At 37.4% G+C, this 13,005-nt stretch carries 8 protein-coding genes; 4 read left to right on the top strand and 4 right to left on the bottom strand.

The window, feature by feature from the left end:
• Positions 1-37: 37 nt before the first annotated feature.
• From EYS08_RS05570 to EYS08_RS05560, 3 genes are all read right to left on the bottom strand, one after another.
• Entirely contained in the window at positions 38-2,410 is a 2,373-nt protein-coding gene (locus tag EYS08_RS05570; protein ID WP_131028969.1) for an ABC transporter permease, read from the bottom strand.
• Between the two features lie 214 nt (positions 2,411-2,624).
• The gene (locus tag EYS08_RS05565) at positions 2,625-3,323 is read right to left on the bottom strand and encodes an ABC transporter ATP-binding protein (RefSeq protein ID WP_055903687.1); all 699 of its coding nucleotides are present in this window, start codon (positions 3,321-3,323) and stop codon (positions 2,625-2,627) included.
• A gap of 104 nt (positions 3,324-3,427) precedes the next feature.
• On the bottom strand, positions 3,428-4,672 hold the full coding sequence (locus tag EYS08_RS05560; RefSeq protein ID WP_131028967.1) for an efflux RND transporter periplasmic adaptor subunit: 1,245 nt from the start codon (positions 4,670-4,672) through the stop codon (positions 3,428-3,430).
• A gap of 320 nt (positions 4,673-4,992) precedes the next feature.
• Here EYS08_RS05560 and EYS08_RS05555 point away from each other — a divergent pair, with 320 nt between their 5' ends.
• The 4 genes from EYS08_RS05555 to EYS08_RS05540 all read left to right on the top strand — a co-directional run bounded on the left by EYS08_RS05555 (position 4,993) and on the right by EYS08_RS05540 (position 10,573).
• Complete coding sequence (locus tag EYS08_RS05555) at positions 4,993-5,370, top strand: endonuclease domain-containing protein (protein ID WP_131028965.1); 378 nt, start codon at positions 4,993-4,995, stop codon at positions 5,368-5,370.
• A 135-nt stretch (positions 5,371-5,505) separates the two neighbouring features.
• Positions 5,506-6,876, top strand: a complete 1,371-nt coding sequence (locus EYS08_RS05550; protein ID WP_131028963.1) for a sigma-54-dependent transcriptional regulator — start codon at positions 5,506-5,508, stop codon at positions 6,874-6,876.
• 67 nt (positions 6,877-6,943) lie between these two features.
• On the top strand, positions 6,944-8,299 hold the full coding sequence (locus EYS08_RS05545) for a sensor histidine kinase (protein ID WP_131028961.1): 1,356 nt from the start codon (positions 6,944-6,946) through the stop codon (positions 8,297-8,299).
• A gap of 84 nt (positions 8,300-8,383) precedes the next feature.
• A complete protein-coding gene (locus tag EYS08_RS05540; RefSeq protein WP_131028959.1) occupies positions 8,384-10,573 on the top strand; it encodes a bifunctional alpha,alpha-trehalose-phosphate synthase (UDP-forming)/trehalose-phosphatase in 2,190 nt (729 codons plus the stop codon).
• Positions 10,574-10,862: 289 nt separating this feature from the next.
• On the opposite strand, the gene EYS08_RS05535 is transcribed toward EYS08_RS05540, so the two are convergent.
• A complete protein-coding gene (locus EYS08_RS05535; RefSeq protein WP_131028957.1) occupies positions 10,863-12,647 on the bottom strand; it encodes a glycoside hydrolase family 15 protein in 1,785 nt (594 codons plus the stop codon).
• Between the last annotated feature and the right edge of the window lie 358 nt (positions 12,648-13,005).

Here is a 13,005-nt window from a genome sequence, read left to right as displayed (position 1 = left end):
AGGATTTATCGCTTAACGCCAACGCTCCTCGCAGGTCTTATTCGTATTTAAGTGCATCAATAGGGTTTGCTTTGGCCACTTTAACCGATTGAATACTTACAGTGAGTATGGCAATGATCACCGAAAGGCTAATTGCGGCTATAAATGGCAATGCAGATATAGAGACACGATACTCGAAAGCTGAAAGCCATTTATTTACAATGATATATGCTAACGGGAATGCAATCATATTTGCAATGGCCACCAGTTTTATAAAATCTTTATTTAGCAACACGAGGATATTGCCAGTGCTGGCACCTAAAACCTTACGGATACTGATTTCCTTTTTGCGTTGCTCTGCCATAAAAAGCGCCAGACCTAATAATCCTAAACAGGAAATAAAAATGGCGAAACCGCCAAACCAGTTTGAAAGTGAACCTAGAATTTTTTCATTTTTAAATTTTACTTCAAAAGATTCGTTCACAAATTTGCGGTTAACAGGATAATTAGGTTCCATTTGCTTTACTAAATCATCAATTTTGGCCAGTGATGAACTGATGTTTTGATTTGGATTTAAACGCGCAATGATAACCCTCGCATCGTATTTTCCATTTGACCTAAAAATCATTGGGGCCACTCTTTGGTAAACACTTTCTACCACAAAATCTTTTACAATACCAACTATAGTTAGCTTTTTATCTCCCCAGAAAGTAATTACTTTGCCAATTGGATTTTTTAATTGCATCATTCTCACAGCCGCCTCATTTAACAATACGCTAGCTGTATCATTAGGAAATTTCGCAGAAAACTCCCTACCACTAATCATTCTAGTACCAATAGTTTCAACAAAATCATACCCTATTGTTCTATGGTTAAAAGAAATCGCTTCGTTCGGATTTTTACCTTCCCATTCTATACCCGTTGTATTATCTCCACCTTCAGTAAAATCTGTACTAAAAGAAGTAACATTAGTTGTTGCACCAGATGCGATAAGTTGCGTTTTTAGCAATTCTAGCTTAGCTGCATCGTTCATTCTGCCAACTACTGCTATCTGAATTAAATTGGATTGATCATAACCAATAGGCTTGTTTTTAACATAATTAAGTTGCTGATAAATTACTGCGGTACAAATAATTAAACTTGCAGCAAAAACGAATTGGCCAACCACTAATACTTTTCTCACTGAAGTGGATGAATCTGCTTTAAGGGTGAAACCTTTTAACACTTTAATCGGCTCGAAAGAAGATAAATAAAGCGCTGGATAACTACCAGCAATAAATCCGGTTAAAATCATCAATCCCAATAATGTTAACCAAAATTGCCCATTATAGTAATCGATTGTTAATTTAATATCTAACAAACTATTAAAATATGGCAAACTAACCTCAATTAAGATAAAAGCTAAAACTGTGGCGATAAATGTGATGAGCAGCGACTCTAAAAAAAACTGATTAATTAACGATTTACGTGTTGATCCAATTGCTTTTCGAACGCCAACTTCTTTTGCTCTACGCTCTGAGCGTGCTGTCGATAAGTTCATGAAATTTACACAGGCTATTAGCAATATGCAAAAGGCCAGCAATAAAAATATTTTAAGTTGATCTATCTTACCTCCTACCGATTTACCGTTTACAAAATCATCATATAAATGCCATTTGGTTAAAGGATGTAATAAAGCCACTGACAAATTATCTTTTTGATTTCGCTTGTAAATACCATGCATCAAATCATTTGCAGCAGTGAAAAAGTTATTATCCTGTAATTGAACAAGTGTTAAACACATATTATTCCCCCAATTGCCTTCCCTCACCCAGGTTTCTCGTTTTTCGAACAATGCCCAAGGCATGATGCACTCAAAAGTTAAACTACTATTTGCAGGTGCATCTTCTATTACGGCTTCAACCTTTAATACTTCCTGATTTTCCAGTTTTACCATTTTATTAATAGGATCTTCATTTCCAAATAATTTTGTTGCAAAAGATTTGGTAAGGATGATTGTATTTACATCTTTTAAAACTTTAGCTGAATTACCTTCAAGAAATTTATAATCCAATATTTTAATAAAATTTTGGTCTGCAAATATTGCACTGCTATTTATTTTATTGTCACCAACGGTAATTAGTTGTTTCCTCGGATAAGTAGTGTGAGTAGCATATTTAACGCCAGGGATTTTTTCTTGCACTTCTTTAGCCATCACATTGGGTGTCCACGCCCAGCTAAAAGTTTTACCACTTGCCTCCATGTTTTGATAAACTACATAAGTTTTATCGTGATTAGAGAATTGTTTATCATAGCTCCACTCGTAAGCAACATAAAGTAACAAAACCATACAACTGGCTAAACCAATGGCTAACCCCCCAATGTTAATCAACGAGAAACCCTTGTTTTTCCAGAGGTTACGTAAGGCTATTTTTAGGTTTAATTTGAACATGTTTTTATTGTTTGGCGATAGGTGTTTAGCGTGTGGCGGTCAAAAATACCTATCTGGTGGTTTTTACTATTTCGTCTTCCCAAATCTTCCTATCCAGGAAGATTTTTGGGCAGACTTATTATTAACTAAACTAAAATTTTTTTATAGTAAGGTTTAGCGTTAAAGATTTAAGGTGAGATTTAACCATACGCCTTAAACCTTTTACCTTAAGCCTTTATATGAGCTCTTCGTTTCTGCTCTTGTTTATCTTTTCAGAAATCACATGACCATCTTTCAGGTTGATAATCCTGTTCGAAAAACTGGCATCATGGCTGGAGTGGGTTACCATCACAATGGTCGTTCCGGTTTCATTCAGTTCGCAAAGTAGCTCCATTACTTCATTACCGTGTGAGCTATCCAGGTTTCCGGTAGGCTCATCGGCCAAAACCAACTTGGGTTTGGTAACCAAAGCCCTAGCCACTGCTACACGTTGCTGCTGTCCACCTGATAACTGTTGTGGAAAGTGACCACTGCGGTTTACAATATTCATTCTTTCGATAATTTCATTTACCAGTTTCTTGCGTTCTCCAGCAGGAATTTTGTTATAAATTAGTGGTAATTCGATGTTTTCGAAAACAGTTAATTCATCAATTAAATTGAAATTCTGGAAAACGAAACCCATATTCCGCTTACGGAAATTTGAGCGTTCCCTATCATTTAACGTTAAAAGCTCGGTATCAATAAACTTATAACTTCCACTTTCGGGCTTATCCAACAAACCCATTACATTTAGTAAGGTAGATTTTCCACAGCCCGATGGCCCCATGATGGAAACAAATTCTCCTGCTGCAACATGGAGATTAATACCATTAAGCGCAGTGGTTTCTACCTCTTCAGTTTTGTAAACTTTTTCCAGATTTTCTATTTTAATCATCGTATCAAGTATTATTCTAGTATCATGTATTTAGTATCAGGTATCAAGACCTGAGTGTTATTTTGTTTCTAAATTTCTTAGTCTTTTTTCAAAAAACTCCAAACTTATTTATTAATCTCCACCTGATCGTACTGGTTAAACTGATCGTAAGATGAAGTAATTACTTCGTCGCCTTTCTGCAAACCATTCAATATTTCATAGTACAGGTAATTTTTTCGCCCGATTTTTACATTTTTCTTGGTTGCTTTACCATTGTTTACCACAAATACCCAAGACCCACCTGTACTCTGAAAAAACTGTCCCTGGGCAAGAAGCAATGATTTGCTATTGTCAGACAAGGTTAATTTTGTTTGTAACGATAATCCGCGACGTAAACCTTCTGGAGCTGCCCCTTTAAAAACCATTTCAACCTGAAACTGACCTGCTGTAACCTCAGGTATTACTTTACTCACAGTTAAGTTATAAGTTTTACCATTAAAGTCGCAGTTAGCTGTTTGTCCTTCTTTTACCCGATTGATATAATATTCATCAACTCCTGCCTGAAGCTTATAACCCTGCAACACGTCAATCTTTCCAATCATTTCGTTAGAATTATAAGATTTACCGATTACAGGATCATAAGATGATAATTTACCAGATACGGGAGCCTTGATTGTCATATTTTCGATATTCTTGCGGATCATTTCTAAACTTTCGTTCATCTGCCCCATCGATTGATCGATCTGAGCCAACTGCATCTTTCTGCTTTGGTTTTCTTGTTTGATCGCTTGACGCACAATTTTCAATTTACCCTGATAATATTCGTAATCCTGACTCGATTTATTAAATTCCTGTAGGGTAATCACTTTTTTAGCGAATAGAGAGCTATCTAATCTATATTGACGGGTGGCGGTTCTTAAGCTGTTTTCTACATCTAAAACATCCTGATTTAAAACCCTCTGGTTTTGTTCTAAATCTAACCGCGATTTCCGCAACTGGTTAATCTGCTCAGTTGCTGCTGTTTGACTTGAGGTATAACTCAACATGGCGTTCGAGTTGGAGATTCTTAATAGTGGGGTTCCTTTAACTACCGAAGCACCATTTTCGGTAAAAATTTCGGCAACTGTTCCACCTTCTGATGAACTTACAATTACCGAAGTTAATGGAACTACACTGGCATTTAATAACACTACATCTTCAAAATCGCCATATTCTACTTTACTGATGGTTAATTTATCGGCATCTGCACTGTAAACTTTTTTGAGGGATAAAGTATAGCCATAAATTACAACTGCCACAAAAGCAATTGCTCCACCTATAATTAACAGGGTTTTAGTGCTAAATCTTTTTTTCTCTATTTTCTTATCCATTGTGTTCGGTTGTACTGTTTGGATTCACTAATAACCAAGCTTGTGCCAAAAGCATAAAATATATTTAAAACACTAATAATCAACAAATTAATAGTTATCTTATTTTTTATATGTTCATTATCGGACAGTTGATGTGCGGGAGCGGACAGTTTTGGTATTTTTGCCTCACCCCTTCATCCCCTCTCCATGTGGAGAGGGGGCAGGGAGTAGACAGCAGCGTGCAGAAAAGAGATGGTCAAAAAGGCCTCTTTTTAAAGAGAATTCATATCATAAAAAACAAAACCATTATATTTAATTAACTTGACATAGGTCTATTAGATATGGAGGAGTATAAGGATAAGTTATTTCATGGTGTCAATTTGAAGCTGTTTGAGTTTTCGAAAGCATTGCGGAAAAATCAAACGGAGGCTGAAGAAATCATGTGGCAATGTTTGAGGAATAGAAAAATCCTCAATTTTAAATTTAGGAGGCAGCATCCAGTACATCAGTTTATTGCAGATTTTTACTGCCACGAGGCTAAATTAATTATTGAAATTGATGGAGGAATACATAATCATCACGAAAATCAAGAATATGATCAAAACCGTACTGATGAACTTAAGGAGATTGGAATAACGATAATTCGATTTACGAATGAGGATGTAAATAATAATCCGAATGAGGTTATAAATGTTATTAAAGGATACCTTTCTCCCTGAGGATAGAGAGGCAGGCACCAAAAAATTACACCATACAAGAACATTAGGTTCAAACCACTTTACCACAAATCCCTCTCTTGAAGGAGAGGGACAGCAAAAAAGAATAAATATATACTAAATTAATAGGGAGAGGTTATGCTTGAAGCCACAGTTTTAATTATCGATGATGACGACGATATCCTGCTTAGTGCCCGTTTGTTTTTAAAGCAGCAGGTAAAGCAGGTAATTACATGTAAATCGCCTAAAGAGATCAATGTTTTATTGAGCAAAAATGAAATTGATATCATCTTGCTGGATATGAACTACCAAAAGGGGGCTAGTGATGGCCGCGAAGGTCTTTATTGGCTAGAACATATTTTATCGATTGATAAAGATTATGTAGTCATATTAATGACTGCTTTTGGCAATGTTGAACTGGCAGTAAAAGCGATTAAAAAAGGAGCTACCGATTTTATTCTAAAGCCCTGGGAAAATGAGAAGCTGTTTGCCACCATTTCTTCGGCATCTAAACTTCGCGAATCGACCAAAAAGGTAAAGAAACTAGAAAAAATACACTCATCACTCCAAAAAGACCTTACCCGTGGTTTCGAGAATATTGTTGGGCAGGCAGATGAAATAAAACAATTACAGAATACGCTCTTAAAAGTAGCCCCTACTGATGCCAATGTGCTTATTCTGGGCGAAAACGGAACGGGAAAACAAGTTTTTGCTTATGAAATCCATGGCAATTCGCAAAGGAAAAATCAGGTGTTTATGCATGTTGATTTAGGCTCCTTAAACGAAAATTTATTTGAAAGCGAATTATTCGGCTACGCTAAAGGTGCTTTTACCGATGCCAAAGAAGATAAACCCGGTCGCTTTGAACTGGCCGATGGAGGAACGATCTTTTTAGACGAGATTGGAAATTTAACATTACCACTTCAGGCTAAACTCTTAAGCGTTTTGCAAAACCGTACAGTTACCCGTTTAGGTGAAAGTAAAGAACGTAAGGTGAATGTTCGCTTAATAACGGCCACCAATATGCCCTTGAATGAAATGGTATCTAAAAATACATTTAGGCAGGATTTATTGTTCCGCATTAATACCGTTGAGCTTTTATTACCAGCCTTACGTAAACGTGGAACAGATATTCTACTCTTGGCCAATCATTTTATGCAGGTTTTTAGCTCAAAATACCATAAAGACATACGAAAACTGAGTAATAAGGCCCAAGAAGCACTTTTACAGTATAAATGGCCGGGAAATGTACGCGAATTACAGCACGTTTTAGAAAGAGCCGTTATTATGAGCGATGGGGCTGATATTGCAGAAGAAGACTTGCAGTTAAGTCCGCAGCGCTATGCACAGAACAACGCCATACCAGATGAAATGGCTCTTGAGGATATGGAAAAAATGATGGTGCAGAAAGCAATTGATAAGCACAAAGGAAATATATCAAAAGCCGCAGCAGAACTCGGTTTAACCAGAGCTGCGCTGTATAGAAGAATCGAGAAATTTGGAATCTAAGCTGAAAGCTGAAAGACCAGAGCTTAAAGCTTTAGTCTTTCGCCTTTAAGCTTTCAGCTTTAAAAACATGTTTTATCAACGTTTTACTTTCCGTTTAATATTTCGCCTGCTGATTATCAATCTGTTGGGCTATCTCCTATTTTACCTGATTAAAAATACCCAGCTTTGGTTTACCATCATTGGCGTAGCTTTAATTTTACTGGGTACGATTATTTCCCTTTATTACTATATCAATCAGATCCGATCAGATATCAACCGTTTCATTTTAGCCGTTAAAACGAGAGATCATACCCTAAACTTTAAAAATAAAGTAACTAAAGGCAGTTTCCCTGAATTATACGAGTCCTTCAGCGATATTTTACAGGTCCATAAACAGATCAGATTGGAACAGGAAGCGATGTTTCAGTTGATCAAAACCATTTTGGAGCAGGTTCCTGTTGGTGTAATCGTGGTAAATAATACCAATCAGGAAGAGAACGAAGAGGTTGCATTTTTTAATCAGGCCGCTTCAAATCTTTTAGGCATTCCAGCGTATAAGTATTGGCACAGGGTAAAGCAACACCTCCCTACCTTTGCAACAGAAATAGAGCAGATTTTAGCTGGTGGAAAAAGGTTTCTGGAATTGAAGATCCAGGATAAACTGATTCAATTATCTACCGAAGTTATTCCATTAAACCTCTACGGAAACAATTATACCATTATCAGCTTCCAAAACATTAAAGATGAGATTGAGCAAAAAGAAACGGAAGCATGGAATAGATTAATTGGTGTAATTTCACACGAGATCTTAAACTCAATTACCCCCATAAGTTCATTATCGGATACAATCAACCGGATGGTAACCGATAAAAAGAACCTTACAGAAGATGAAATGGACGATCTGAAAACGGCTCTGCAAACTATACAAAGAAGATCTTCTGGTTTATTAGATTTTGTAAAGGATTATCGCTTAATTGCCGAGCTGCCAACACCAAACCTCGAATCGCATACCATTGGTGAAATATTGAAACACATTAAGGTATTGATGCAGCCATTTGCCAAAGTTAGAAATGTGGTACTGGATGTAGAACAAACCTCTTCAAAAATCACCGTTCAGCTCGACCTAAAACTAGTTGAACAAGTGCTTATCAACCTCATTACCAATAGTATTTACGCTGTAGAGAACAGAGAACACCCGCATATCAACGTAAATTACCGCTTAGAAAACACCAAGCTATATATTGATGTTACCGATAACGGAAAAGGCATCGATGCCAGCGACCTCGAAAAGATTTTTGTTCCATTTTACACCACCAGGAAAAATGGATCAGGAATAGGATTAACCATTAGCCGCAACATTATGAAAATGCATAGAGGCAGCATAGAAGTTGTTTCAATGCCAGATAATGGCACTACTTTTTCTCTCGTATTTAATTACATTTAATCATTTGAATGTTTTTTTGACCTAAAAAATCAAACAAAACGAGTTTGATATGCTTTTATTGATGTGGATACATCAAATACAAGCATGAAGACAGTTATAATATCGAACAGACTACCCGTTAAAATCATCGAAGAGAACAATGAATACACACTTATTCCAAGTGAGGGGGGCCTTGCCACAGGATTAGGAGACGTTTATAAATCAGGTAATTCCATTTGGATCGGCTGGCCCGGCATAGAAGTACCGGAAGAACGTAAGGAAGAAGTTACTCAAAAACTTGCCGCATTAAACCTATATCCAGTTTACCTTACGCAAAACGAAATCAATTTATATTACGAAGGCTTTTCAAACGAAGTATTATGGCCCGTATTTCATTACCTCGTTACATATGCACATTACGAACAGAGTTATTGGGACTGCTACCGATCGGTTAATGAGAAATTCGCAAAAAGTGCCATGCAGGTACTTAACAGAAGAGATAAAATCTGGATTCAAGATTACCAGTTACTCCTTCTTCCAGGCATTTTAAGGGAAAAACTCCCAAATGCTACGATTGGTTTTTTCCAACATATTCCTTTTCCATCATACGAAATATTCCGTTTGATCCCTTGGCGCGAAGAATTATTGAACGGCTTAATTGGTGCCGATTTAATCGGTTTCCATACCTATGATGATGTTCGCCATTTTATTAGCACGACAACACGTTTGCTCCCTGTAAACTCGTCATCAAACATACTCAGTAGTAACGAAAGGCAAATTGTTGTGGAAGCTTTTCCAATGGGGATTGATTTCGATAAATTTTCAGATTTAACGGCAACTGAGCGAGTGCAACAAGAGATCGATTATTTCCGGACAGGTAAAGAAGATATGAAAGTAATCTTGTCCATCGATCGGCTCGATTACAGCAAGGGCATATTAGAAAGATTAAAGGCTTTGGAACTATTGCTTCAGCTCCACCCAGAATACATTGGCAAAATTGAGCTTTTTATGATCGTAGTTCCTTCCCGCGATACGGTACCACAATATAGTGAGTTAAGAGACCAGATTGATCAGTTTGTTGGAAATTTAAATGCGAGGTACCGTTCAATGAACTGGATTCCGGTTAATTATTTTTATCGCTCATTCTCTATTGAAGTACTATCAGCCCTTTACTCCACAGCAGATATCTGTTTGGTTACGCCTATGCGCGATGGAATGAATCTGGTAAGTAAAGAATATGTGGCCAGCAGGAACAATAATGATGGTGTATTGATTTTAAGTGAAATGGCGGGAGCTTCCAAAGAATTAACTGATGCCATAATCGTAAATCCTAATAACATTGGTGATATTATGGAGGCGATTGTAACGGCGCTTAAAATGTCGCCGTCAGAACAACAAATGCGTATGAAAGCCATGCGTGCAATTGTACAAAAATTCAATGTTAAACATTGGGTTAACAATTTTATTTTAAGATTAAACGAAGTGAAAGATTCTCAAAAATCGTTATTAACAAAACATGCAGTAAATGCTATTAATGAAGTGATCGTAACTAAATATGCGCAAACGCAAGATCGTGTACTATTTTTAGATTATGATGGTACCCTTGTAGATTTTACCGGAAATATTGACGACGCTTCGCCAGATGCCGAATTGTACGATTTGATTGAGAACCTAACACTTGATAAGGCAAATAAAGTTGTAATTATTAGTGGCAGACGAAATGAAACCCTCGAAAAGTGGTTTGGACACTTAAAGGTAGATCTAATTGCGGAACATGGCGCCTGGCAAAAATCGTTCGAAGATAAATGGAACAGCCTGCCACTTTTAACTGACCAGTGGAAACAAGAAATAAAAACGTTATTGGAAACTTATACAGACCGTACTCCGGGATCGTTTATTGAAGAAAAAAGTTACTCATTGGTTTGGCATTACCGGAAAGCAGAAGAAGGACTTGGCGAATTAAGGGCCAATGAAATTATCAGCCACATGAAAATTTTAGCTGCAGATAAAGGCCTGCAACTCATGCCGGGCAATAAGGTAATTGAGTTTAAAAATATGGAGGTTAACAAAGGCAAGGCTGCCCTAAACTGGTTGTACGATAAAAACCCTGATTTTATTTTGGCCCTTGGCGATGACCATACCGATGAAGATATTTTCAGGGCGCTACCAGATGACGCTTTTACCATTAAAGTTGGCAACAACATTTCGGAAGCAAAATATTACCTAAATGATTTTAATGAAGTGCGAAAACTGCTTTGGAGCTTAGTAAAAGAGGCGTTTGTAGGCCGGAGTTAATACCAACCACCATTTTCACTAAATGAATCGTCATTGCGAGAAGGCTTTTCCAGCCGACGAAGCAATCTTACAACGATCGCTACCAGCGTGCGCATTAAGATTGCTTCATACTTCGCAATGACGACTTTCCTATTATAAAATTAATGCCAAGGTCTGTGTCTACACAGACCTTTTATAATAGCTTTGACAACTTTAACATGCAGTGTTTACATAAAAGTTGTCAAAGCTTTTTAAGTTAGTCGGGATTTGCAATCCCGACTCTTGAACTGTGGATTTGCAATCCACTTTATCATAAAAATATCGGCCTATCCAATTTAATTGCAATGCGATAAGCCGCATTCATTAAACCTACGTGACTATACGCCTGAGGGAAATTACCCCATTGGCTACCTGTTTTAGCATCAACATCCTCACTGAACAAAAGAAGATGATTACAATATTTAATAATATTTTCGAATTCTTTAATCGCTTCATCAGTCCGGCCAACACAGGCCAAAGCTTCCACATACCAAAAGGCACAGATTAAAAATGTTGTTTTTGGTTTACCGAAATCGTCAGCATGTAAGTAACGGTAAAACAAACCATCTTCCGTTTTCAACTCCTTTTCTAAAGCGATTAAATGATCTTTCGCCCGATCTGAAGCCGGATCCAAATAATTCATCATGATCAACTGTAAAGTGCTGGCATCTAAATGAGTGCTTCCTACAGCGTTGGTATACACTTTTCTTTCCGGATCGTAGCAAGCTTCTATGTGTGCCGCAGCCTTATCGATTAAAATCTCCGCACGCTTCTCGAAATCCTCGTTACCAATAGTTTTAGCCATTTTTAAAGCAGCCTGTGCTCCTGCCCATTGAAATAAGTTACTATAACAATGTACATTGGCAATGTTCCTGAATTCCCAAATTCCGGCATCCTTTTCATCAATTGTCCGTTCAATTTTAGAAAGCACACTTTCAATCCACCTGACCGAATCGCTACGTTCGGAAAAAACAAAACGGTGATCGGTATAAAGTGGTAACATCGAAATTAAAACCTGACCGTAAATATCATTCTGAATGTGTTCATATGCCTGGTTTCCTATTCTAATGGGTTGCTCGCCTTTATAACCTTCCAGATGACTTAATGTATGCTCGGTAATTTCCCTTTCTCCTGCAATGCCATACAAGGGTTGATAGCGTGTATCCTCAGCATGCGAAATATCAGAAAGGTAATTAAAATACTTCTCCATTTCTTCAAAATGGCCGATATGGTTAAGTGAAGTTAATACATAGTGCGAATCTCTTAACCAGCAATATCTATAATCCCAGTTTCGGGTACTGCCAGGCGATTCTGGTAAACTAGTAGTGCTGGCCGCTATAATTGCACCGGTATCTTCATACTGATGGATTTTCAGCACCAAGGCCGAGCGAATTACAAAAGGTTGGTAAAAACCTGCGATTGACGAATGTTTGATCCATAATCGCCAATAGGCTATTGTTTCGCGCAAAAAATTTTCTGCAGTACTTACTACCGGAGCCTCTAAATTTTGGCCATAAGTCATAATGAGGTATTTGGCCTCATTCAGTACAAATGCTTTTTCGTCAAAAATATAAGCAAGTGATACATTAGTACTTAAGCGGATATTTTCGTCACACCCCAGATAATCAATATGATTACTGCCCCTACTCGACTTCATTTTACCTTTCCCATAATCGCATACCGGCTCGCATTTAATGGTAATGCGCGGATTACCCTCCAAAGGTTCGATCTTTCTGATCAACATTAGTGGTTTAAAATAGCGATCGTATAGGCGAAAACGTGGCGCAAAATCGGTAATGCGGTATTTTCCATCTTCAGCTGTGATTTCTGTCCTTAAAACATTTGTATTTTCGATGTAATATTGGTTAGAAGTGAATTCACCTTGTGGTAAAATCGAAAACTCCCCTCCTTTTTTCTCGTCCAATAAACTGCCAAATACAAAAGGGCTATCGAAACGTGGCCAGCAAAGCCAAGATATATCAGTGTTTTTATTTACGTGTGCAATGAAAGCGCAATTTCCTATAATTCCTGTTTGATAAAGGTGCTGTTCGGCCATAGACTATAATTTTGTTTATTTACTAACAAGCCGATCGGAAAAATGTTAGGGAGAAATGTCAAAAAGCCCCTATAAGTCTTAAAAAACCAATTAAGGTTACATTAAAACGATAGATCTTTATCAGTTTTGGAAAGGTAAGGTTCCATTTTAACCGCTTACACCAGTCCTGCTATCGCTGCAAGTCCTCACTCATGCTTCGCTCCAGGCTTTCTGCTTTATCAGGTTTAGTTAGCAAAGACTTCCGAAAGTTTCAAAGGGCTATAACGAGGGCTAAATCGGAAGTCTGATGATACGCCACAAATCCACGTTAGAGATTGTAAGGGTTTAGTACCGATCCTTCATCGGTACCGGAGCGAAG

The organism is Pedobacter kyonggii (genome assembly GCF_004310665.1).
Taxonomy (GTDB): domain Bacteria; phylum Bacteroidota; class Bacteroidia; order Sphingobacteriales; family Sphingobacteriaceae; genus Pedobacter; species Pedobacter kyonggii.
This window is presented reverse-complemented; position numbering and strand designations above follow the sequence as displayed.